Below are 22,124 nucleotides of genomic sequence, written 5' to 3'. Positions count from 1 at the left end.
TCAAGAAGGTCGCGTCATTGCCGATGACGTGTCCAGCAGGAAATTCCCGCTTTCGTGGCAAAACGGGCTAAAGTAACCCGAAGGAGCCGACTGTTTGTTGGGTTCCTACAAACCTCGTCGTAGGGTTTCGTCGCCCCCGGCAACCCCCGAAACTCCCCCGATCCGGAAGAGTCAAGACGTGCTCGCCGTACTCTCCCCCGGCCAAGGCTCGCAGAAGCCCGGCTTCCTGATTCCCTGGCTCGCCCTACCCGGCGCCGAAGCCCGCCTCCGTGCGTGGTCGGCGCTCGCCGGCGTGGATCTGATCCACCTCGGCACCGAGGCCGGCGCCGACGAGATCAAGGACACTGCCCGGACTCAACCCCTGCTGGTCGCGGCCGCGCTGCTCGCCGGCGAGCAGCTCGGGATGGACGGCGTCGGCGTCGTCGCCGGCCACAGCGTCGGCGAACTCGGCGCGTCCGCGCTGGCCGGCGTGCTGACCCCGGACTCCGCGATCACGCTGGCCGGGGTGCGCGGACGGGAGATGGCCGCCGCCTGCGCCCTCGAGCCCACCGGCATGAGCGCGGTTCTCGGCGGCGATCCGGACGAGGTCGTCACCGCGATCGAGAAAAACGGGTTGTACCCGGCGAACCGCAACGGGGCCGGCCAGATCGTCGCCGCCGGGTCGCTGCCCGGCCTGGCCGAGTTCGCGGCCGCCCCGCCGGCCAAGGCACGGGTCATCGCGCTGGCGGTGGCGGGCGCGTTCCACACGCCGTACATGGCGCCCGCCGAGGCCGCTCTGGGCGCCGTGGCGCCCAGCCTGACCGTGAGCGACCCGGTCCGGACCCTGCTGTCGAACCTCGACGGCAAGCCGGTCGCCGACGGCGGCGAGGTGCTCCGGCGCCTGGTTCGCCAGGTGATCGCACCGGTCCGCTGGGATCTGTGCATGGCCTCGCTGCGCGAGCTCGGGGTCACCGGTGTGATCGAGCTTCCGCCCGCCGGCACCCTGGCCGGCCTGGTCAAGCGGGAGCTGAAGGGCGACGGCGCGCCCGAGATCGTCACCTTGAACACACCGGACGACCTGCCGGCTGCCCGCGATCTGATCGCCCGCCACGGCGGAAACCAAGGAGGAGCACGATGACCGCGGGTTCCCGCATCGTCGCGATGGGCCACTACCAGCCCTCGCGCGTGGTCACCAACGACGACCTGGCCATGACCCTGGACACCAACGACGCGTGGATCCGGGACCGGGTCGGCATCGCCGAGCGCCGCATCGCCGAGAACGAGACGGTCGCCGACATGGCGACGTACGCGGCGGAGAAGGCGCTCGCGAGCTCCGGGCTCAGCGCGGCCGACATCGACCTGGTGACCGTCGCGACCTGCACGTCGATCGACCGCTGCCCGAACGTCGCGGCCCGGGTCGCGGCCCGGCTCGGCATCACCGCCCCGGCCGCCTACGACCTGAACACCGCGTGCTCGGGCTTCTCCTACGCGCTGGGCACCGCGGACCACGCGATCCGCGCCGGCGCCGCCCGCAACGCCCTGGTGATCGGCGCGGAGAAGCTCTCCGACGTCACCGACTGGTCCAACCGGACCACAGCCGTGCTCTTCGGCGACGCCGCGGGCGCCGCGGTGGTCTCCGCGGTTCCCGACGGCGAGGAGGCCGGCGTCGGCCCGGTGCTCTGGGGCTCCGCCCCGGACAAGGGCGACGTGCTGCGGATCGAGGGCTGGCAGCCGTACATCGAGCAGGAGGGCCAGGTGGTCTTCCGCTGGGCCACCACCGAGCTCGCCCCGTTCGCGATCGAGGCCTGCCGGCGGGCCGGCATCGAGCCCTCCGACCTGGCGGCCTTCGTGCCGCACCAGGCCAACACCCGGATCATCGACGGCATCGTGAAGCGGCTCGGACTGAGCCCGGACGCGATCATCGCAAAAGATCTGGTCAATTCCGGCAACACCTCAGCGGCAAGTGTGCCGTTGGCACTGTCGAAGCTCATCGAGCGGCGCGAGGTCCCCTCCGGTTCCCACGTGCTGCTGTTCGGCTTCGGCGGCGGCCTCACCTACGCCGGCCAGGTCGTCCGCTGCCCCTAGGCAGCACCTGACGGCGTATCCACCACCCACCGAGAGAAAGAACGAAGATGGCAACTCGCGAAGAGATCACCTCCGGCCTCGCCGAAATCCTCGAGGAGGTCGCCGGGGTGAACCCGGACGACGTCGCCGAGGGTAAGTCCTTCACCGACGACCTGGACGTCGACTCGCTGTCCATGGTCGAGGTCGTTGTCGCGGCCGAGGAGAAGTTCGGCGTCAAGATCCCCGACAACGAGGTCCAGAACCTCAAGACCGTCGGCGATGCCGTCACCTACATCGAGGCAAACCACTGACATGAGCAACGTAGACGTCGTCGTCACCGGGCTCGGCGCGACGACCCCGCTGGGCGGGGACGTCGCGTCCACCTGGGACGCCATGCTCGCGGGACGCTCCGGGGTCGGCCCGCTCACTCAAGAGTGGGCGGGTCAGCTCCCGGTGCGGATCGCCGCACAACTCGCTGTGGAGCCGTCCACGCTGATCGAGCGGGTCAAGATGCGCCGCCTCGACCGGTCCGAGGCGATGGCTCTGATCGCGGCCAAGGAAGCCTGGGCCGACTCCGGCCTGGCCGACTCCGGCCTCGACCCGGAACGCCTCGCGGTCAGCCTCGGCAGCGGCATCGGCGGCGCGACCACGCTGCTGGACCAGGACGACATCCTGGAACAGTCCGGCCCGCGCCGGGTCAGCCCGCACACCGTGCCGATGCTGATGCCCAACGGACCGGCCGCCTGGGTCGGCATCGAGCTCGGCGCCCGCGGTGGCGTCCGGGCCATGGCCAGCGCCTGCGCCACGGGTGCCGAAGCCGTGTCCCTCGGTCTCGACCTGATACGCGCCGGCCGTGCCGACGTGGTGGTGGCCGGTGGCGTGGAAGCTGTCGTGCACCCGCTGCCGCTCGCCGGTTTCGCCTCGATGCGCGCCATGTCGACGCGCAACGACGAGCCGGAGAGGGCGTCCCGCCCGTGGGACAAGAACCGGGACGGTTTCGTCCTCGGTGAGGGTGGCGGCGTCATCATCCTGGAGCGCGCCGACCACGCCGCAGCCCGCGGCGCGCATGTCTACGCCCGTCTTCTCGGCGCCGGCATCACCTCGGACGGCTACGACATCGTCCAGCCGGACCCGGAGTGCAAGGGCGGTATCCGCGCGATGGGGATGGCACTGCGCGACGCCGGCCTGACCGGTGCGGACATCCAGCACGTCAACGCGCACGCCACCTCGACGCCGGCCGGTGACATGGGCGAGGTCCTGGGCATCAAGACCGCCGTCGGCGACCACCCGGTGCTCACCTCGACCAAGTCGATGAGCGGGCACCTGCTCGGCGCGGCCGGTGCGATCGAGTCGATCGCCACCATCCTCGCCCTGCGCGACGGCGTGGTGCCACCGACCATCAACCTCGACGACCCGGACGAGCGGCTGATCCTCGACGTGGCGGCGCACAAGGCGCGGCCGCTGGAGATCTCGGCCGCGATCAACAACTCGTTCGGTTTCGGTGGCCACAACGTGGCGCTGGTCTTCGCCCGCGCGTAACTCCCTCCGGAAGCCGCTATGCAGGACGCAGCCGTCGATCATCGGGACCCCGAGTCCCGGCTGCGGGCGTTCTTCGACCGGGGCACCACGCGTCTGCTGGTGCCCCGGGACGCCTCCGGCGTGCTCGTCGCCCGTGGTGACGTGGACGGCACCACGGCCATCGCCTTCGCCACCGACGCCACCCGGATGGGCGGCGCGCTCGGCATCGAGGGCTGCTCACGGATCGTCGCGGCGATCGACCGGGCGGTCCGCGAACGGGTTCCGGTCACCGGTCTCTGGCACTCCGGCGGCGCTCGTCTCGCCGAGGGCGTCGTCGGTCTCGACGGCGTCGGCCAGATCTTCGCGGCGATCGTCCGCGCCTCCGGCCGGGTGCCGCAGATCTCCGTGGTCCTCGGGCCGGCGGCCGGTGGCGCCGCCTACGGCCCGGCGCTCACCGACATCGTGATCATGAGCACGGCCGGCCGGATCTTCGCGACCGGCCCGGAAGTGGTCCGCAGCGTCACCGGCGAACGGGTCGACTCCGAGCGGCTCGGCGGCCCGGAACCGCACAGCAACCGCTCCGGCGTCGTGCACCTCACCACGGCCGACGACGCGGCCGCTCTCACCGAGGCCCGCCGGCTGGTCCGGCTGCTCGGCCACCAGGGCCGGATCTCCCCCGACGACGTGGCTCCGGGACGGCTCGACGCCTTCGTGCCCGGTTCCACCGACCGGGTCTACGACGTGCAGCCCGTGGTCCGGGCCCTGCTCGACGCGCCGGGTGTCGAGCTGCACGCCCGCTGGGCACCGAACCTGGTCACCACGCTCGGCCGGTTCGGTGGCCGTACCGTCGGTGTGGTCGCCAACAATCCGCTGCGTCTCGGCGGCTGCCTGGACGCGGCCGGCGCCGAGAAGGCGGCCCGGTTCGTGCGGATGTGCGACGCGCTGGGACTGCCGCTGATCGTGCTGGTCGACGCGCCCGGCTATCTGCCCGGCGTGGACCAGGAGTGGGACGGGCTGGTGCGCCGCGGCGCCAAGCTGCTGCACGCCTTCGCCGAGTCGGTGGTGCCCCGGGTCACCCTGGTGACCCGGCGAGCGTTCGGCGGCGCGTACATCGCGATGAACTCCCGGGCGCTCGGCGCCACCGCTGTCTTCGCCTGGCCGGACGCCGAGATCGCGGTGATGGGCGCAGGTGCGACGGTCGACGTGCTGGAACGCAAGCGGCTGGCCGCGGCGCCGGCCGAGGAGCGGGCGGCGCTCCGCGAGCGGCTGATGCGGGAGCAGACCGAGAAGTCCGCCGGGATGGACAGCGCCCGCGAGATCGGCGTGGTGGACGCGGTCATCACGCCGGCCGAGACCCGCCGGCGGATCGCCGAGGCGATCGCCGCCGCGCCCGCCGGTCGCGGCGAGCACGGCAACATCCCCCTCTAGGCCCGTTACTTCACGCAGGCGCTGCGCTTCAGGCCGGTCACCTCGATCGGTGACTTGCCGGGCGCCTTCGCCTTGCCGGCGATCACCGCGGCGAGCGCGGTCAGCGACAGCTTGCTCGACGAGTACGTCGCGATCAGCGTCGGCGAGCGGGACAGCCCGAGCAGCGACGGCATGTCCATCATCACCGTGATCGCGGCGGAGTCGTCCAGGTCGACGGCCGAGTCCCCGTACCCGACCAGGCGGATCTTCGCGCCGCCGTCGGCCTGCACCTTCACGCCGGCCTCCTGCAGGGCGCGGACCATGGTGACCCGGGCCAGCTCGCGCGACGCTGGCGCGGTGACCGTGACAGCGCCGTTCACCAGCGGGCCGGAGCACTTGCCGCGGAGCACGGTGATCGAGGCGGCGTCCAGCGCGCCGACCGAGCGGGCGTGCGCGGACGAGCCGACCACATCGAGGTCCGGCTGGTTCCGGATCTCGGTGCGGAACTTGAGGGTGAGGATCCGGGTGACCGCCTCGACCAGCCGTTCCCGCTTGAGGCTGCCGCTCTTCAGGCCGGCGAGGATGCCGTCCCGCGCGCCGGCGATGTCCGGCGGCATCAGCAGCATGTCGTTGCCCGCGTTGAGCGCGCGGACCGCGGCCTCGCCGGCCGGCCACTTCTTCGCCGGCGCCATGTTCATCGCGTCACTGATCGCCACCCCGGTGAACTTGAGGTCCTTGCGCAGCACGTCAGTCATGATCTTGTGCGAGAACGTGGCGGCCGTGCCCTTGTCGATCGCCTCCAGGTCGAGGTGGCCGGACATCACCACGCCGGCGCCCGCCTCGACGCCCGATCGGAACGGCGGCAGGTCCTGCGTCTCCCAGGCCTTGCGGCTCTGCTTGATCACCGGGAGCTCGTCGTGGCTGTCCCCGCTGGTGTGCCCGTGCCCCGGGAAGTGCTTGAGGGCGGCCGTGACGCCGGCGCCCTGCAGGCCGCGCACCGCGGCGGTGACCTGTGCCGCGTTCGCCTTGGCGTCCGAGCCGAACGAGCGGGAGCCGAGCAGCCCGCCGCCCTTCGCGGTGATCGTGTCGGCGACCGGGGCGAAGTCGACGGTGATGCCCATCGCGGCCAGCTCCTCGCCGGCCGCGCGCCACGCCACCTCGGTGAGGCTGGGCTGGCCGGCGGCGCCCGCGGCCATCGCCGACGGCAGCATGGTGACGCCCTCGGTGATCCGGGTGACCACGCCGTACTCCTGGTCGGTGCCGATCATCAGGGGTGCGGCGGCGGGCAGCTTCAGCGCCGCCTGCTGCAGGCCGCGGGTGAGCTCGCGGACCTGCTTCGGGTTCTCCACGTTGGTGGTCGGGTTGGTGTCGCCGGTCGGGTCGTCCGGGGTGAAGTTGACCAGGATCAGGCCGCCCAGCTTGAACTTCTCGATCATCTCGGCGGGGGTGTTCACGCCGGCGAGCTGCTGGTTCCCGGCCTGGGCGCCCTTGTCGACGGAGGTGGCGTAACTGCCGTAGGCGTACGGCATCAGCACCTGTCCGGCCAGGTCCTCGTCGCTGAGCCGGGTCACCACCTCGGCGGCCCGGGCGGCCGGGTCGGCATTGATCACCAGACCGGCGCTGGCCGAGGGCTGGACCGCGATCGAGGGCGACGCCTGCGGCGCCGCGGAGGTGGGTGCGGTCGGCGCCGGCTCATCGTTTCCGCATGCTCCGGACAACAGCAGCAAGGGTACGGCCAGAGCGGCGCGGAGCACGTTTTTCACGCACGCCATCGAACCAGCTCGTGGCGAGCGTCGCCACTTTATCCCGGAGAACCACCGGTAGCCGGTGTGTCACTAGTCGCGTTATTCGCCCGTTTACCCAGATCGCGGCGACCGGCGAGCCCGCCCGGGGCGCGCCGGCGGGACGCTCAGCCGACCCGGGCGAGCAGTGTCACGGGTCAGCCGACCCGGGTGAGCAGTGTCACGGGGGCGCCGTCACCGGCGTACCGGTACGGCTCGAGCTCGGCGTCCCACGCGGTGCCGAGCGCCTTGTCCAGGGCGTGCGCCAGCGCCTCGGGCGCACGGACCGAGGTCATGATGGACCGCAGCCGGTCCTCGCCGATCTGGATGTCTCCGGAGGCGCCCATGACCCCATGGAAGAGGCCGCGCCCGGGGACGTGCATGAACCGCTCGCCGTCGAGGCCCGCGCTGGGTTCCTCGGTGACCTCGAAACGGATCATGGGCCACTGCCGGAGGGCAGCAGCCAGCTCGGCACCAGTACCGGCTCGGCCGGTCCAGCTGCACTCGGCTCGGCGCATGCTCGGATCGACCGGTTGCACGGTCCATTGCAGATTGACCGGCGCTGTCAGGACGCGCGCGATCGCCCACTCGACATGCTGGCACACGGCGAGTGGAGTCGAGTGGACGTATACGACGCCACACGTTGGCACGGTGACCTCCCGGAGACCGAGGTGCGTCTTCCCCTACGACCTCGACCGCGGTTGATCGTGTCCCATGATGCCGGGTGGTACGGATGGTGCGCCAGAGAATCCGCAACATCGACTATGGGACCTGCCGTAGTGGCATACCCAGTGCAACGCCGTTACCTGCTCCGACGGCACGGTTCGCCAGTCGTCGTGTAGGGTTGTCACGGCCTTTTTTCTCTTCAAATGCTTTCCTCAAGGAGTACCGCCGTGGCGAGCAACACCTCAAAGACCGCCCGCGCATCAGTCCGCGCCGGCCAGAGCGCGTCCGGCGCGCTCAGCGTGCTCGGTGAGTACAAGTACCTCATCCCGCTCGCCAACGGCCGCTTCGCGTACGTGCGCAACCTGACCAACGGCAAGACCACGCACCTCAAGACCGACTCCGACGCTTTCGTCGAGGAGGTCCGGGTGCTGGCCGCCGCCGGTCACGGTGCCAAGATCCGTGCCGAGCTGACCGCTCTGCACACCGCCAGCCCGGAGGACGGCTGGGACGCCACCGAGAAGCGTCTCGCCGACGCCGGCGTCTTCGAGGGCTGACAACAGCCAGGAAAAGGCGCCTCCCGGTTTCGACCGGGAGGCGCCTTTTCGCACTTCCTGAAGATCAAGGCAGGCTGAGCTCCCGCAGGCTCAGGAGAGGAATTCCACCCAGCCGCTGTCCAGGTCGTAGATCGCGCCCACCACGTTGAGCCGGCCGGCCTCGAGGGGTTCGGCCAGGGTCTGCACCTTGCGCAGCCGCTCGGTGGTCCGGATGACATGGGCACGGATCGCCTTCTCGGCGGCGTCCTCGTCGTCCAGGCCGACCTCGCGCACCGCCGGGGCCAGCTGGTCGACCAGGTAACCCACCTCGTCGTCGGAGACCACGCCGTCGCGCAGCGCCTGCACCGTGGCGTTCACCGCGCCGCAGCGCTTGTGACCCACGACGACCACCAGCGAGACCCCGAGCGAGGCGACCGCGAACCCGGCCGAGCCGATCAGCGAGCGGTCCAGCACGTGCGCGCCGGAACGGGCCACGCAGATCGAGCCGAACGACTGGTCGAAGATGGCCTCGAGGGGCACCCGCGAGTCGATGCAGCCGAGCACCAGCGAGTGCGGCTGCTGCCCGCCGGCGGTCGCTGCCGCCTGGGTCACGTCGTGGCCGTAACGGGGATTGCCGTACACGAAACGCTTGTTGCCCGTCACCAGCCTGCTCAGCGCTTCGGCAGGGGTGAGGATCTGGGCTTCTCGGATGGCCGCCATGAGGAGATTTTCGCTGTTCAGGTCCACCGCGAAAGTAATTGCGAGCTAACTCACTGTCCGTGCCGAACCAGCCGAAAGTCTTGACGAAACATGCTGGTAATACACGAGATCACGAGTGATGATTATTTCCCGTGGGTACTACGGGGCCGTGACTCTCACGGAGGTGCCCATGCCCCAGCGTTCCGAGATCACCCTCGCCGACGGCGTACGGCTGCACGTGACCGTTTCCGGTCCGGCCGACGCGGCGGTGACAGTCGTGCTGCTGCACGGCTGGTGCCTGGACCGGCGGACCTGGCGCGACCAGGTGGCGGCCCTCGGCGGGATGGGACACAAGGCTCCGCGCGTGATCGCCTACGACACCCGGGGACACGGGCGCTCCGGGCACACCCGGCTCGGCTCGGCCACCCTCGACCAGCTCGGCGACGACCTGGCGGAGGTGCTGCGCCGGTACGCGCCAACCGGCCCGGTGGTTCTCGCCGGGCACTCGATGGGCGGCATGACGATCATGGAGTTCGCGCACCGGCACCCCGAGGAGTTCGCGTCCCGGGTGGCCGGCCTGCTGCTGGTCTCCACCACGGCCGAGGGCCACACCCACACCCACTACGGCCTGCCGGCCCGGATCGCGGCGCTGCTGCGCGCCGGAGAGACCCTCGGCGCGGGTGTGCTCGCCCGCTCCGGCGCATGGCGCCCGCACCGGGTCATGCTGCCGGCCCTGCGCCCCGCTATCCAGTGGCTGCTCTTCGGTGAGGACTGCGCCGAGGCCGCCCTCAAGGTGACCCTGGGCGGCATCGGCCGCGCCTCCCTGCGCTCGATCGGCGGCTTCCGCGAGTCGGTCGGCGCCCAGCACCGGCTGGACACCCTGGCCGCGCTCGGCGGCGTGCCGGCCACGGTCATGGTCGGCGACCGGGACCGGCTGACCCCGCCGGCCTGCGCCGAGTCGATCGCCGGCGCCCTGCCCGGCGCCCGGCTGGAGATCCTGCCCGGGGCCGGCCACATGCTGCCCCTGGAGCGGCCGGACGAGGTCTCCACGGCGCTCGTCACCATCGTCCGGCGGGCCGCCCGTGCGGCGAAGCGCAGCCGCCGGGCCGCCGGGGAGACCACCACCCGCTGCCGCCAGGCCGCTTAGTCGTTTCCCGGAAAAGCCCCTCTCACGAGCGTGGCGCCGGTGATCCTGAGAGATTCCGGCCATCGGCGAGGGAGGTGCGTTCGACGCGCTCCCGTGCACGGGAGTAAGTTCGATTGCCCCCTTCGCGCGAGCGCTGGTGGTGCGCAGAGGTTGCCCCCTTCGCGCGAAGCGGCTGGTGGGCATGAGAGGGAGAACGACCGACTTGAGCGACGCCACCGTCCTGCAACAGGAGATCGCGGTCGAGCAGGAGCACGTGGACCGGGTTTACGCCCGTCTCAGCGAGCTGCGCCGGGACGCCTCCCGGGCCGAGAAGGAGGGTTACCGGCTGGCCGGTGTGGGCACGTTCGGCGCCCTCGTCGAGCGCGACGCGATGGTCTTCCACGCGGCCCGGCGCCGGCACGCCCTGGACACCGAGTACGAAGGGCTCGTCTTCGGCCGTCTCGACCTGAAGACCGAGGCCACCCACTACGTCGGCCGGATGGGCATCCGCGACGAGGACTCGAAGCCCCTCGTGGTGGACTGGCGCGCCCCGGCCGCCGCGGCGTTCTACCGGGCCACCCCGGCCGACCCGCTGGGCGTGGTGCGCCGCCGCATGATCCAGTCCAGCCGGGAACGGGTCACCGGGATCGAGGACGACCTGCTCGACCCGGACGCCGCGCCGGCGGACATGCGGGTGGTCGGTGACGGCGCCCTGCTGGCCAGCCTGGCGAAGGCCACCGGCCGCGGCATGCGCGACATCGTCGCGACCATCCAGCGCGAGCAGGACGAGGCGATCCGCTCCCCCGCGTCCGGTGTCACGATCGTCACCGGCGGTCCGGGCACCGGCAAGACCGCGGTGGCCCTGCACCGGGCGGCGTACCTGCTCTACTCCGACCGCAGCCGGTTCGCCGGCGGCGGCATCCTGGTGGTGGGCCCGTCCGGGGTCTTCGTGGAGTACATCGCGACGGTGCTGCCCTCGCTCGGCGAGGAGACCGCGACGCTGCGCTCGCTCGGGTCGCTGGTGCCCGGCTACGACGCCACCCGGGTCGACTCCGGCGACGTCGCGGCGATCAAGGGCTCGCTGCGGATGCGGCGGGTGCTCGAGCGCGCCTCGCACGACGCCGTGCCGAACGGCCCGGCCGAGCTGCGCCTGCTCTACCGGGGGACGCTGCTGCGGCTGGACTCCGCGGCCCTCGACAAGATCCGGCGGCAGGCGCTGCCGCGGGGCGCGCGCCGCAACGAGGTCCGCGGGCACGGCTTCGACCGAATCTTCGACGCGCTCTGGGCGCAGGCCCGCGACCACAAGGTCACCGGCCTGCCGGAGAAGCGCGACTTCGAGGCGGAGCTGGCCGACCGCAACGACTTCCGGGAGTTCCTCAAGGCCTGGTGGCCGCGGTTCACCCCGATGCGGGTGCTGCGCTGGCTGGCCGACCCGGGACGGCTTCGGGCGTACGCGACAGGGGTCCTCTCCCGGGACGAGATCGCGACGCTGCAGGGATCGTTCGACGCGCTGGACGCCGAGGGACCGACGATCGCGGACGTCGCGCTGCTGGACGAGCTGGACGAGCTGCTGGGCCGGCCGCGCAAGCCCGCCAAGAAGTCCAAGAACCCGTTCCACGTCCGGGACGGGATCCAGGAGGTCAGCACGTACGCGGACCGGCAGGCGGCGGCCCGCGCGCAGCAGGTGCAGCGCGAGGAGGACTACCGGGAGTACGCGCACATCGTGGTGGACGAGTCCCAGGACGTGTCCCCGATGCAGTGGCGGATGATCGGGCGGCGCGGGTCGTACGCGTCCTGGACGATCGTCGGCGACCCCGCGCAGACCGCCTGGTCGGGCGACCCGGAGGAACTGGACCGGGCCCGGGAGCGCGCGCTCGGCTCCCGCAAGCGGGCCAGCTACGCGTTGACCACGAACTACCGGAACTCGTCGGAGATCTTCGCGGTGGCCGCATCGGTGATCCGCAAGATCATGCCGGATCTGCCGCTGCCGTCGGCGGTCCGCAGCACCGGCGTCGACCCGGCCGACGTGGTGACCGGCGTGTCCGCGCTGCCCGAGGCGGTCCGGGAGCTGACCGAGAAACAGCTCGCCGAGGTGGACGGGACGATCGGCGTGATCATGCCGGTGCCGCGCCGGGACGAGGTGGCCGGCTGGGTGGCCGGGCTGCCGGAGCGGGTGCGGGTGGTGACCGCGCTGGAGGCCAAGGGCATGGAGTACGACGCCGTGGTGCTGGTCGAGCCGGCTCAGATCGCTGTCGACCGGGCCGGGATCCGCACCCTGTACGTGGCGCTGTCGCGGGCGACGCAACGGCTCACCACGGTGGGCACGAACCCCGGCTGGCTCTAGGGCTCTTTACAAAACCAGCCCTTGGCCGGTCAGGGAATCCGGACGGCGACCGCGTTGTACGTGGTCTCCGGCGTCGGCGGCGTGGTGAACCGGGCGTTCGGCAGGTAGAACCGCTTGCCGAACTCCGCGATCGTGGTCGGCACGTCGAACGCCGGGTTCGAGGTCCGGGAGACCACGGTCCCGGCGGTGCCCCGGCGGTTCAGCTCGACCTTGGCGATCACGTTGAGCCGGTTCTGCACCGCGTACAGGGTCCGGCCGCGCAGCCAGAGCCCGTCACCGTTGACGAGCGTCTCGGACGGCCCCAGGTCGATCTTCGTGGCCACACCCGAGAACGACACCCGGAACAGCGAGCCGGTGTTCGACTGGACGATGATCAGCGCGCGGCCGTCCGGCGTCGTGGTGATGCCGTTGGCGTTGTTCCCCTCGGCCAGCACGAAATCGCCGGTGAGCGGCACCCGGACGGCCTCGGCGGGCAGCCTGCCGTGCCGGCCGAACGGCAGCTTGAACAGCACGGCGTTGCGGGAGTCGGTGAACCAGGCCGCGTCGCGGGTGACGATCACGTCGTTGATGAACGCCGTCGTGCCGGCCGGCTGGAGCCGGTAGGACTTCAGGATCTCGCCGGTGCGCAGATCGAGAACCCGGGCGTCGCCACCGGCGCCACCGGCCACGAAGAGCCGGTTGCCGTCGATCTTGAGGCCGAGTGAGGCGGTGCCGGGGCCTTCGCTGATCGTGCGGCCGGCGCCGGTGCGCAGGTCGGCGCGGTAGATGTCGCCGTCGACGCGGGAGCCGAAGTAGGCGTACGGTTTTGTCCCGATAGCGATCCCTTCGGGCTGGAATCCGCTCGGCAGGGTGATTGTGGCGGGCAATGGATGAGACTTGGCCGCCTCGGCAGGCGCGGCGGCTACGGTCACCGCGAGGGCGGTGCCGAGAAGAGCGTTCGCAAGGGTACGGCGAAGCACAAATACTTCCTTTCCAATGCGGACGGGTCACTGGTGATTCCAACCCGTAGTCGCGGCGCGCACAACTGATTGCACATATTGCAATGTGAACATATATTGGCGACGGCCCGCGGGACGACGGAAGGTAGACAACATGGGAGCCGGCCACGACCACGGCGTATCGGCCCTGCACAGCGGGGCGCGTCACCGCAGATCACTCTGGTGGGCGGCCGCGCTGCTGACAGCGGTGATGGTCGGCGAGGCGACAGCGGCCGGTCTCACCGGTTCACTCGCTCTTCTCTCCGACGCCGGCCACATGTTCACCGATGTTCTCGGGATCGCCATGACGCTCGCCGCCATCACCGCGGCCGGCCGGGCCGGCGGCGACTCGCGCCGCACCTTCGGCCTCTACCGCCTGGAGGTGCTCGCCGCGCTCGCCAACGCCGCGCTGCTCACCGTGGTCGCCGGCTTCGTGCTGGTCCAGGCGGTGCGCCGGTTCACCGATCCGCCCGAGGTGCCGGGCGGGTGGATGCTGCTGGTCGCGGTCGGCGGCCTGCTCGCCAACCTGGTCGCCTTCGCGCTGCTGCGGTCCGGCGCCAAGGAGAACATCGGGGTCCGCGGCGCGTACCTGGAGGTGCTCGGCGACCTGCTCGGCTCGGTCGGGGTGATCGTGGCCGCCCTGGTCATCTGGTTCACCGGCTGGGCGTACGCGGACCCGATCGTCGCCGTGGTGGTGGCCCTGATGATCCTGCCCCGGACGTTCGCGCTGGGCCGTTCCGCGGTCCGGATCCTGGTCCAGGCCGCGCCCGAGCACCTGGACATCTCGGCCGTCCGCGAACGGCTGGCCGCGGTGCCCGGCGTCTGTGACGTGCACGATCTGCACGTCTGGACACTCACCTCGGGCATGGACGTGGCCTCCGCGCACCTGCGCCTCGACCCGGCGGCCGAGCTCGGCGCGGTGCTGACCGTGGCCCGCGAGGCGCTGCACGCCGACTTCGCGATCGACCACGCCACGCTGCAGGTGGAGCCGGCCGGACCGAGCCGGCACTGTACGCCGACCGGCTGGTGAGGGTGGCGATCATCACACCCGGCGCGCGATGATCGATAGATGTCGACGACCGTCATCCACCAGCCCCGCGTGATCTGGGATGCCGCGCGAGCCTTCGTCCGCGCCGCGGGGGCACCGGGTTACCACGAGTTCGCCTCCGAGGCCCACCACCGGCTCGGCCCGGAGATCTACGAGGCCCTGATGGACACGCACGAGTACCTGGTGACCGAGGCCGCCCGCACCGGCGGCGACCGGACCGCCACCGACCTGGAGGCGGGCAAGTGGCGGGTGCGCCTCGAGGAGTTGCTGCACGCGCGCCCCGAGCTGACCGATCCGGTCCGGGAGCTGACGCGGCGCGGCCTGGAGTTGTAAACGAGGCCCCTGTTCTTTTTGCGATCTGCCACGCCGGATGCGCGAAAAGATAACAATGCGAGACATGAGTGACGGCCGGGTCATGGTCTTCGCGCCGGCGCCCCAGCTGACGGTGACCATCGAACAACACCACGATGAGCCCGAACTACACGTCCATCCGGGTGGACAGGGCATCTGGCAGACCCGGATGATCACGTCGCTGGGCGCGCACGTGACGCTGTGCGCAGCCGCCGGCGGCGAGGTCGGCCGGGTGCTCAGCCCGCTGCTCGACGAGCTTCCCGGGGTGACGCTGCGGCTCGTCATGCGCGAGCACGGCAGCGGGTGGTACGTGCACGACCGCCGCGGCGGCACCCGTCAGGAGATCGCCGAACGGCCGGGCACCCCGCTCTCCCGCCACGAGCTCGACGAGCTCTACAACCTGACGCTCGCCGAGGGCCTGCGTGCCGGGCTGGCGATCCTGAGCGGCCCGGCCCACCCTTCGGTGATCAAGCCGGAGGTCTACGGCCGGCTCGCCGCGGACCTGCGCAACAACGGCTGCCAGGTGATCGCCGACCTGTGCAGCAAGCACCTGGCCGCGGTCCTGGAGGCGGGCATCTCGGTCCTGAAGATCAGCCACGAGGAGCTGATCGCGGACGGGACCGCACCGGACGGCTCGACCCCCTCGCTGATCAAGGCGCTGCAACACCTGCACGAGCACGGCGCGGAGACGGTCCTGGTCTCCCGCGCCGACGAGGGCGCCCTGGCCCTGATCAACGGCGAGATCTTCAACGTCGCGCTCCCCCGGCTCACGCCGGCCGAGCACCGGGGCGCCGGCGACTCGATGACGGCCGGTGTCGCCGCGGTCCTCGCGCACGGCGGCCCGATGGAGGAGGCGGTCCGCACCGGCGCGGCGGCGGGCGCCCTCAACGTCACCCGGCACGGTCTCGGCACCGGCCACGTCGACGCGGTCCGGGTACTCACCGAACGAGTCGAACTGACTCCGATGAAGAAGGCATCATGAGCTCGAAGCCGGGCAAACAACCCCCGATGAGAATTCTGATCACCAACGATGACGGCATCGAGGCGCCGGGCATCCGCTGGCTGGCCCGCGCTGTCGCCCACGAGGGCTACGACGTGGTGGTGGCCGCGCCCCTGAGCGAATCGAGCGGTAGCAGCGCCGCCATGACAGCTGTGGTGCAGGACGGCAAAATCATGTCGGAACCGCGGGAGCTTCCCGGCGGAAAGAACATTCCGGCGTACGGGGTCGCCGCGTCACCCGCGTACATCGTGCTGCTGGCGCTCCGCGAGGCGTTCGGCCCGGTGCCGGAGATGGTGATCTCCGGCATCAACCGGGGAGCCAACGCGGGCGCGGCGGTGGTGCACTCCGGGACGGTGGGCGCCACGCTCACCGCCTCGCACGCCGGCCTGCGCGGCCTCGCCGTGTCGCTGGACGTGCTCACGCCGGCGGCCGCCTCGGCGGAGAGCGGTGGCGCGGCGATCGCCGCGCTGGACCGGATCGACGACGAGCAGCACCACTGGGCCAGCGGCGCCGACCTGGCCGTGCGGATGATCCCGTCGCTGATGCACACCCCGCCGGGGACGGTTTTCAACCTGAACGTCCCGGACCTGCACGTGGACGGCATCCGCGGACTGCGGCAGGCGCATCTGGCCCGGTTCGGCCAGGTGCAGATGAGCATCGCCGAAGCCGGCGACGGGTTCGTCCGGACGGCCGTGCAGGCCGCCGAAGAGGAGTTGGAGCCGGGGAGTGACCTGGCAGCTCTCGCCGAGAATTTCGCCGTGGTCACCCCGATCCGGGCCCCGCACGAGGACACCGACATCAGGATCAACGTCGACGCCGTCCGCGTCCACAACCCGGCGCTGTGAAACCGGATGCCCGGCCGGGCCATCCCCGACCCGGGCCATCCCCGACCCGGGCCATCCCCCGACCCGAGCCATCCCCCGACCCGAGCCATCAGAGCCATGAGCCGGGCCGGGCCGGCCGGCCCGGATCGCGCGGCGCCGGTCGCCCGATCAGGCTCCGGCGGCGGTCACTGCTTCCTCGTAGGGCTGGGGGTTGCCGAAGAGCCCGAGCAGCCCGGTCACCCAGAGCTGCCGGTGAGCGAACCGGCTGGGCCGGGTGACGACGAGCTTGACACCGCTGACCCCGGCCAGCTGGAATGCGGCCACGAGGGCGCTGATCCCCACCGAGTCGATGAAGGTCACGTGCTGCATGTTGAGCTCGATCCGAACCGGGCTGGCGTCGGCGAGTTGCGCGCCCACCGCCTCACGGATCTCGTACGCGTTCTCGACGTCGATCTCGCCTCGCGGCGAAACCTCGATGGCGCCGTTGGCCAGCGTCGACGTCGTTATCGACAGCGTCACGCCTCTTCCCTCCACCCGCCCAGCTCCTCCGGGCGTTGTTTCTGCTGTTCGCAGGTCGTCCGAGCCGGCTGAACCGCAGGCCAGGACCACCCTCGGAAGGTTCGGTGAATCTGACCGAAAGGTTAGGCCCCGAACCTGTCAGTCGCCTGAGTGGCCCGTGTGAACGAGGTAAACAGTACTGCGGACCGTCAAATCGTTTTGGAACCGTGATGCCGTCCACACCGGACGTTTGTCGAGCCCCGATCCGGGGCATGCTGGCTCTCAGGGGCCACCGCAGGAGGTAAATCGTGTCGTGGAGCAGGAAAAACCGGGCCGAACGGACCGCCGAGCAAGCCTGGGAGTACCTCACGTCGGCGATGACGTCCGCCGAGGAGGGCGCCGGGAAGGCCGGCCGGACGAGCCGCAACCTGGCCAAACAGGCCGCCAGCCAGGCCGGTGACCGAGTGAGCTCCGTCACAGACGAGGCCTGGTCCCGGGCGAACGCCGCCGCGAACGCGCTGGCCGGCCGCAAGCCGTCCCGACCGTGGGGCCTGATCGCGGCGATCGGCCTGGTCGGCATCGCCCTCGGCTGGGCCGCGGCGAGCACCGCCCGGGCCGCCCAGGAGCGGCAGGCGGAGAACGAGGAGCTGGAGCTCGCCGAGACCGCCGTCGTGGTCACCCCTACGTACGACGAGCGCTGAGCGCCGGAGTGGTTTCGCACACACCCGCTGTCGTACCGTAGGGCCGTGGCACGCGGCGGGTGAGCGTCAGACGCCCGGACACCCGGGAGACGCTGGTCGAAACACGCCTATCGAGGACCCCGAGGCCGCCGTTCCTGACCTCCCGCTGATTGGCGGAGATCTGTACAGTTGAGCGGCATTCGGCTTCCTCCTGCGGCACCCTTTCCGGGCCGCCCGATCAGATAAGGTCCCACTGGTGCTCAGTGCCGGAGATCTCCTGGACAACCGGTACCGGTTGGACGATCGCATCGCGACCGGCGGGATGGGTGACGTCTGGCGCGGCACTGACGTGGTGCTCGGCCGCACCGTCGCCGTGAAGGTGCTGCGCACCGCGATGCTCGAGGATCCGGAGTTCGCCACTCGGTTCTACGGCGAGGCCCGGATGATGGCCACGTTCCGGCACCCGGGCGTCGTCGAGGTCTACGACTACGCGAGCGACGGCGACCACGGCGGCCAGGAGAAGGTCGCCTACCTGGTGATGGCGTTCGTCGAGGGCGAGCCGCTGTCCAACCGGGTGAAAGAGGGACCGATCCCGGTCACCGAGACCCTGTCGATCGTGGCGCAGGCCGCCGACGCGCTGCACGCCGCGCACCAGGCCGGCATCGTGCACCGCGACATCAAGCCCGGCAACCTGATCGTGAAACCGACCGGCGCGGTCATCCTGATCGACTTCGGGGTCGCCCGGTCGAACGCGCTGACCAGCGTCACCGGTCTCAACGCCATCGTCGGCACCGCGCTCTACATGGCGCCCGAGCAGGTCGCCAAGGGTGACCTGACACCGGCCACCGACGTGTACGCGCTGGGCGCCGTGGCGTACCACTGCATCGCCGGGCACCCGCCGTTCGACGGGGAGAACGCGCTCCAGGTGGCGTTGCGCCACCTGGAGGACGAGCCGCCGCCGCTGCCCGACCACGTGCCGCTCGAGGTGCAGCAGCTGATCGCCCGGGCGATGGCGAAACAGCCGGGCGACCGGTTCCAGAGCGCTGCCGAGTTCGCCGAGGCGGCGTTCGCGTCCGCCGGCCCGCTGGACTGGAAACGGCTGACCGGCACCTCGATGGTCGCCCCGCTCAGCCCGGCGGCGCCGACCCGTGCCGTGCCACGCCCGCGCGACTTCCCGCCGCAGATGCCGGTGTCCCCGGCGCCGCGGCCGGTCCCGGCGGCGACCACCCGGTCGTCGCAGCCGCTCGCCCAGCGCGGGCTGATGATCGCGATCCTGGCGCTCTTCGCGGTGGCCGGCGGACTCGGGCTGATCTTCGTGCTCAACCAGGGCGACGACAAGCAGCCGGTCACCTCGCCGACCCAGCAGAACGACCCGATCGACGAAGAGGTGGCGCCACCGCCGGTGAGCGAGGAGGCCGAGCCGTCCACGGCCGCCACCTCCCGCAGGCCGGTGCGGCGGTCGCTGAGCGCGTCGGCGAGCCCGTCGCCGTCGCTGTCGTCCGCCTCGCCCTCGCCGGCCGTCAGCACGACCCCGCCGACGACCAAGCCGACCACACCGACAACGACGCCGCCCACCACGGAGCCGACGGCCGACCCGACCACGACCCCTCCCGAGGAGCCGGAGGAGCCCGAGGAGCCCGAGGAGCCGGGCACCACGGCCACGACCACCGCGCCGGCCGGGGGCGGCGGGGGCACGACCCCATAATCCTCAACTCGTGCGGGTGGGGGCCGATGAGCGAGGCGGTTGCAACCGTTCCGCTACCGGGAAGGTCCCCCGATGACAGTCCAGAACCCGGACGCTCCGCCGTGGGCGGTCTCACCGGACCCGGAGCCACCGGTCGCGCGTGATCCCGCCGCGCCGCCTGGCGCCCGTGAATCGGCCGCGCCGCCTGGCCCGCGTGATCCGGCCGCGCGGGACCCGGCCGCCCTGCCGTTCGGCGGCGTGGTCCCGCCGTACGGCTCACCCGCGAACAAGCACGGCCAGCTGCTGGTCCGGTTCCCCGGTGAGGTGCACGGCTCGGCCCGCCCACTGGCGCCGTCGTGGCGCCCGGTGGTGTTCTGGACGTTCTTCCTCAGCGTGCTCGGTGTCATCGCCGCGATGCGGCGCTCCGGGCGGGCCCGGCGGTACGGGCGGGAGCGTGCCCCGTACTGGACGGCGTTCGGTGTGACGTTGGTGGTGGGCGCGGCGTTCTGGTCGGCGCTGGCCTACAGCGTGGCGCTGCCCGCGTACCGGCACGTCCAGGAGACGAAGCTGACCACGGCGCTGGAGGACACCGTCCTGAACGACGGCCGGATCGCGAAGCTGGTCGGCGCGCCCGTCACGAACCCGCGGTGCACCCCGGCGGGCGATCGGGGCTCGGACGGCCTGCGTACCTACGCCTGCCGGTTCACGCTCGTCGCCGGCGGCGAGACCTCGGTCTTCGTGGAGGCGGACCGCAACGGCAACTGGGAGATGGGCGACTGAAAGGGCGGGGCCAGGAAGCAGCCCCGCCCGGAAACGATCAGAAGGTGATCGGCACGCCCGCGCGGACGAGCTGCCAGTTCTTCACAAAGAAGTCGGCCGGGTTGATCGAGCCCTTGGCCTGCGCCCAGTCGATCAGGAGCTGACGGATCTCCTGCTGCGCGTTGTAGACCTGCGTCTTCACGATGCCGGGGAAGCTGCCGCCGCCGGAGCGCCGGTAGTTGTTCACCGCCACCACGAACTGCGCGTCGGCCGCCACGTCCACGCCACCGATCTGCAGGCGGGTGATCCGGCTGCCGACCGGCTTGCTGATGTCGATGTCGTAGTCGACGCCGGAGAGGACGTCGTAGTTGTAGTCCGGCACCGACGGGTCGCTGATCGTCTCGGTGTTCACCGGGGCGTCCGGCGCCAGCGTGACGAAGTACTTCGCCGAGTGCTCCAGGTACGCCTTCACCTCCGCGCCGGTCAGCACGACCGCTTCCAGGGTGTTGTCGTAGATGTAGAGCCCCGCGACGTCCTTGATCTTGACGTCGCCCTGCGGGAACACGGCGGTACGGCTGAACGGCGCCGCGATCGACAGGACCGGCAGCGACGCGTACGACGTGCCGGCCAGCGCCGCCGTGACGGTGTCGGTCTGCACCTTGTTGATGTAGTCCAGGATCGGGGTGTCCGCATACCGCGACGTCTCGGCGGAGAGCGTCTCGGTGGAGGTGGCGACGACCTGGTTCACGTACGCCACGGTCTTCTCGTGCTGTTTGCGGACGACCGCGAGAACCTTCGGGTCGGCCTCGACAGTGTTGGTGTTGAGCATGACGGCCGCGCTCGTCTTGATCGTCCAGCGGCCCCTGTCGCGGACGATGTCGAAGTCCATCTTGGTGAGGCGCTGGCCCCACTTCGACGGCTCGGAGAGCAGCACCTGCTTGCCGGTCTTCAGGTTGGTGACGAACCGCTGCGGCACCTCGCGGTGCGCGTGCCCGAAAAGGATCGCGTCGATGCCCGGCACCTGCTCGGCGATCAGCGCGGTCGGGTTCTCGTTGGGCAGCTCGTCGCCGTAACTCGACGTGCCACTGTCACCGCCGTGCGCGGAGATCAGCACGACGTCCGCGCCGCGGGCCCGCATGATCGGCACCCACTTGGCCGCCGAGGCGATCATGTCGGTGAACTCGATCTTGCCTTCGACGTTCGCCCGGTCCCAGATCGCCGAGCCCGGGTTGGTGAGTCCCAGGATGCCGACCCGCAGCGTCGGCGCGTGCTTGCCGAGCGAGACCTTCTTGATGATGTACGGGGTGAACGCCGGCTTGCCGGTCTTCACGCTGATCGCGTTCGCGGCCAGCGCCGGGAAGCCGAGCTGGCGGATCCAGAGGTTCAGCAGCGGCAGGCCGTAGTTGAACTCGTGGTTGCCCAGCGTCACCGCGTCGTAGTCCAGCACGTTCATGGCGCGGGCCATCGGGTGCTTCTCACCGGTCGCGGTGATCGGCTCCTGCTTGGCGTAGTACGTGGCGAGCGGCGTGCCCTGGATCGTGTCGCCGGCGTCGAGGACCAGGACCGGTCCGGTCGCCTCCTTGCGCAGCTTGGTGACGAGCGCGGCCAGCTTGGCCACGCCGATGTCGTTGTGCGCGCTGTCGTCGTACTCCGCGTCCTTGTAGTAGTCCCAGTTGTAGACGTTGCCGTGCGTGTCGGACGTGCCGAGCACGGTGAGCCGGTAGGACGTCGGCGCGGAGGGCTTGTGGCCGCCGGCCTGTGCCGCTTCGGAGAAGACGAGCGGCGCGGCGACAGTCGCCGCGGAGGCGGCGAGCACGCTACGGCGCGATACGCCGGAGAGAAGGGTCATTCCCCGGACCCTAACGCTCGATTGGGGGATCGGTCGATCGGTGTCGTGTTGCGCGAAGATCAAATTTCCTCCAACACCGGGATACCGAGCAGAAACATGCCGACGTGGAGGGTTCGCGCTACCCGGTCGGCGAGGGCTTCCGCTGGTAGCTAGCACGAGCTACAGCCCGGCGGGGCGACGCCAGCCGTAGACCAGAGCGGCTACCCGAGCTTGATCACATGCCTGAGCTACGGCCGGGCCACGCCAGCCGTAGACCAGAGCGGCTACCCGAGCTTGATCACATGCCTGAGCTACGGCCGGGCCACGCCAGCCGTAGACCAGAGCGGCTACCCGAGGT

General features: G+C 71.0%; 21 protein-coding genes. 15 read left to right on the top strand and 6 right to left on the bottom strand.

Translation table 11 applies throughout. The features are described from left to right. Nucleotides 1-178: 178 nt before the first annotated feature. The 5 genes from AB0F72_RS20710 to AB0F72_RS20690 are packed head-to-tail and all read left to right on the top strand — an operon-like array spanning nt 179 to nt 4,989. Nucleotides 179-1,117: an ACP S-malonyltransferase gene (locus tag AB0F72_RS20710; protein ID WP_360433554.1), complete on the top strand. Its 939-nt coding sequence runs from the start codon at nt 179-181 to the stop codon at nt 1,115-1,117. After that, nucleotides 1,114-2,064, top strand: coding sequence for a beta-ketoacyl-ACP synthase III (locus tag AB0F72_RS20705; protein WP_360433551.1), 951 nt, complete (start codon nt 1,114-1,116; stop codon nt 2,062-2,064). The genes AB0F72_RS20710 and AB0F72_RS20705 overlap by 4 nt, the downstream gene beginning before the upstream one ends. A 47-nt stretch (nt 2,065-2,111) precedes the next feature. Further along, on the top strand, nt 2,112-2,354 hold the full coding sequence (locus AB0F72_RS20700) for an acyl carrier protein (RefSeq protein ID WP_014441425.1): 243 nt from the start codon (nt 2,112-2,114) through the stop codon (nt 2,352-2,354). A 1-nt stretch (nt 2,355) separates the two neighbouring features. Beyond that, a complete protein-coding gene (gene fabF / locus AB0F72_RS20695; RefSeq protein ID WP_360433547.1) occupies nt 2,356-3,582 on the top strand; it encodes a beta-ketoacyl-ACP synthase II in 1,227 nt (408 codons plus the stop codon). A gap of 18 nt (nt 3,583-3,600) precedes the next feature. Then, nucleotides 3,601-4,989: a carboxyl transferase domain-containing protein gene (locus AB0F72_RS20690; protein ID WP_360433544.1), complete on the top strand. Its 1,389-nt coding sequence runs from the start codon at nt 3,601-3,603 to the stop codon at nt 4,987-4,989. 5 nt (nt 4,990-4,994) lie between these two features. Here the strand turns inward: AB0F72_RS20690 and AB0F72_RS20685 are convergent, their stop codons facing one another. Next, the gene (locus AB0F72_RS20685; RefSeq protein WP_360433541.1) at nt 4,995-6,740 is read right to left on the bottom strand and encodes a glycoside hydrolase family 3 N-terminal domain-containing protein; all 1,746 of its coding nucleotides are present in this window, start codon (nt 6,738-6,740) and stop codon (nt 4,995-4,997) included. 167 nt (nt 6,741-6,907) lie between these two features. Continuing rightward, on the bottom strand, nt 6,908-7,399 hold the full coding sequence (locus AB0F72_RS20680) for a DUF3145 domain-containing protein (RefSeq protein ID WP_360433538.1): 492 nt from the start codon (nt 7,397-7,399) through the stop codon (nt 6,908-6,910). Nucleotides 7,400-7,642: 243 nt separating this feature from the next. Between AB0F72_RS20680 and AB0F72_RS20675 the strand changes: the two genes are divergently transcribed. Beyond that, complete coding sequence (locus AB0F72_RS20675; RefSeq protein ID WP_360433534.1) at nt 7,643-7,969, top strand: hypothetical protein; 327 nt, start codon at nt 7,643-7,645, stop codon at nt 7,967-7,969. A gap of 90 nt (nt 7,970-8,059) precedes the next feature. On the opposite strand, the gene AB0F72_RS20670 is transcribed toward AB0F72_RS20675, so the two are convergent. Further along, nucleotides 8,060-8,668, bottom strand: coding sequence for a carbonic anhydrase (locus AB0F72_RS20670; protein ID WP_360433531.1), 609 nt, complete (start codon nt 8,666-8,668; stop codon nt 8,060-8,062). A gap of 169 nt (nt 8,669-8,837) precedes the next feature. Here AB0F72_RS20670 and AB0F72_RS20665 point away from each other — a divergent pair, with 169 nt between their 5' ends. Then, on the top strand, nt 8,838-9,794 hold the full coding sequence (locus tag AB0F72_RS20665; protein ID WP_360433528.1) for an alpha/beta hydrolase: 957 nt from the start codon (nt 8,838-8,840) through the stop codon (nt 9,792-9,794). A 202-nt stretch (nt 9,795-9,996) separates the two neighbouring features. Continuing rightward, the gene (locus AB0F72_RS20660) at nt 9,997-12,117 is read left to right on the top strand and encodes an AAA family ATPase (RefSeq protein ID WP_360433526.1); all 2,121 of its coding nucleotides are present in this window, start codon (nt 9,997-9,999) and stop codon (nt 12,115-12,117) included. A 29-nt stretch (nt 12,118-12,146) separates the two neighbouring features. Here AB0F72_RS20660 and AB0F72_RS20655 read toward each other — a convergent pair whose 3' ends face one another. After that, nucleotides 12,147-13,076 carry a superoxide dismutase gene (locus AB0F72_RS20655; RefSeq protein ID WP_360433523.1) on the bottom strand — a complete coding sequence of 310 codons (930 nt, stop codon included), beginning with the start codon at nt 13,074-13,076 and terminating at the stop codon, nt 12,147-12,149. A gap of 133 nt (nt 13,077-13,209) precedes the next feature. Here AB0F72_RS20655 and AB0F72_RS20650 point away from each other — a divergent pair, with 133 nt between their 5' ends. Genes AB0F72_RS20650 through AB0F72_RS20635 form a run of 4 tightly spaced genes read left to right on the top strand, consistent with a single transcriptional unit; the run spans nt 13,210 to nt 16,338 of the window. After that, entirely contained in the window at nt 13,210-14,124 is a 915-nt protein-coding gene (locus AB0F72_RS20650; protein ID WP_360433520.1) for a cation diffusion facilitator family transporter, read from the top strand. A 39-nt stretch (nt 14,125-14,163) separates the two neighbouring features. Next, nucleotides 14,164-14,475, top strand: a complete 312-nt coding sequence (locus AB0F72_RS20645) for a hypothetical protein (protein WP_360433517.1) — start codon at nt 14,164-14,166, stop codon at nt 14,473-14,475. Between the two features lie 55 nt (nt 14,476-14,530). Beyond that, entirely contained in the window at nt 14,531-15,475 is a 945-nt protein-coding gene (locus AB0F72_RS20640; protein ID WP_360433514.1) for a PfkB family carbohydrate kinase, read from the top strand. Nucleotides 15,476-15,501: 26 nt separating this feature from the next. After that, entirely contained in the window at nt 15,502-16,338 is an 837-nt protein-coding gene (locus tag AB0F72_RS20635) for a 5'/3'-nucleotidase SurE (RefSeq protein WP_360433511.1), read from the top strand. Nucleotides 16,339-16,485: 147 nt separating this feature from the next. On the opposite strand, the gene AB0F72_RS20630 is transcribed toward AB0F72_RS20635, so the two are convergent. Next, a complete protein-coding gene (locus AB0F72_RS20630) occupies nt 16,486-16,836 on the bottom strand; it encodes an STAS domain-containing protein (RefSeq protein WP_360433507.1) in 351 nt (116 codons plus the stop codon). Nucleotides 16,837-17,123: 287 nt separating this feature from the next. Here AB0F72_RS20630 and AB0F72_RS20625 point away from each other — a divergent pair, with 287 nt between their 5' ends. The 3 genes from AB0F72_RS20625 (at nt 17,124) to AB0F72_RS20615 (ending at nt 19,959) form a co-directional block, all read left to right on the top strand. Then, a complete protein-coding gene (locus AB0F72_RS20625) occupies nt 17,124-17,516 on the top strand; it encodes a hypothetical protein (RefSeq protein ID WP_360433504.1) in 393 nt (130 codons plus the stop codon). A 235-nt stretch (nt 17,517-17,751) separates the two neighbouring features. After that, on the top strand, nt 17,752-19,200 hold the full coding sequence (locus AB0F72_RS20620) for a serine/threonine-protein kinase (RefSeq protein ID WP_360433501.1): 1,449 nt from the start codon (nt 17,752-17,754) through the stop codon (nt 19,198-19,200). 72 nt (nt 19,201-19,272) lie between these two features. Then, a complete protein-coding gene (locus AB0F72_RS20615) occupies nt 19,273-19,959 on the top strand; it encodes a hypothetical protein (protein WP_360433498.1) in 687 nt (228 codons plus the stop codon). Nucleotides 19,960-19,996: 37 nt separating this feature from the next. Here AB0F72_RS20615 and AB0F72_RS20610 read toward each other — a convergent pair whose 3' ends face one another. Then, nucleotides 19,997-21,787 (bottom strand): 5'-nucleotidase C-terminal domain-containing protein, encoded by a 1,791-nt coding sequence (locus tag AB0F72_RS20610; protein WP_360433495.1) that lies wholly within the window; start codon nt 21,785-21,787, stop codon nt 19,997-19,999. Between the last annotated feature and the right edge of the window lie 337 nt (nt 21,788-22,124).

The organism is Actinoplanes sp. NPDC023936 (assembly GCF_040639325.1).
Classification (GTDB): Bacteria; Actinomycetota; Actinomycetes; order Mycobacteriales; family Micromonosporaceae; genus Actinoplanes.
This window is presented reverse-complemented; position numbering and strand designations above follow the sequence as displayed.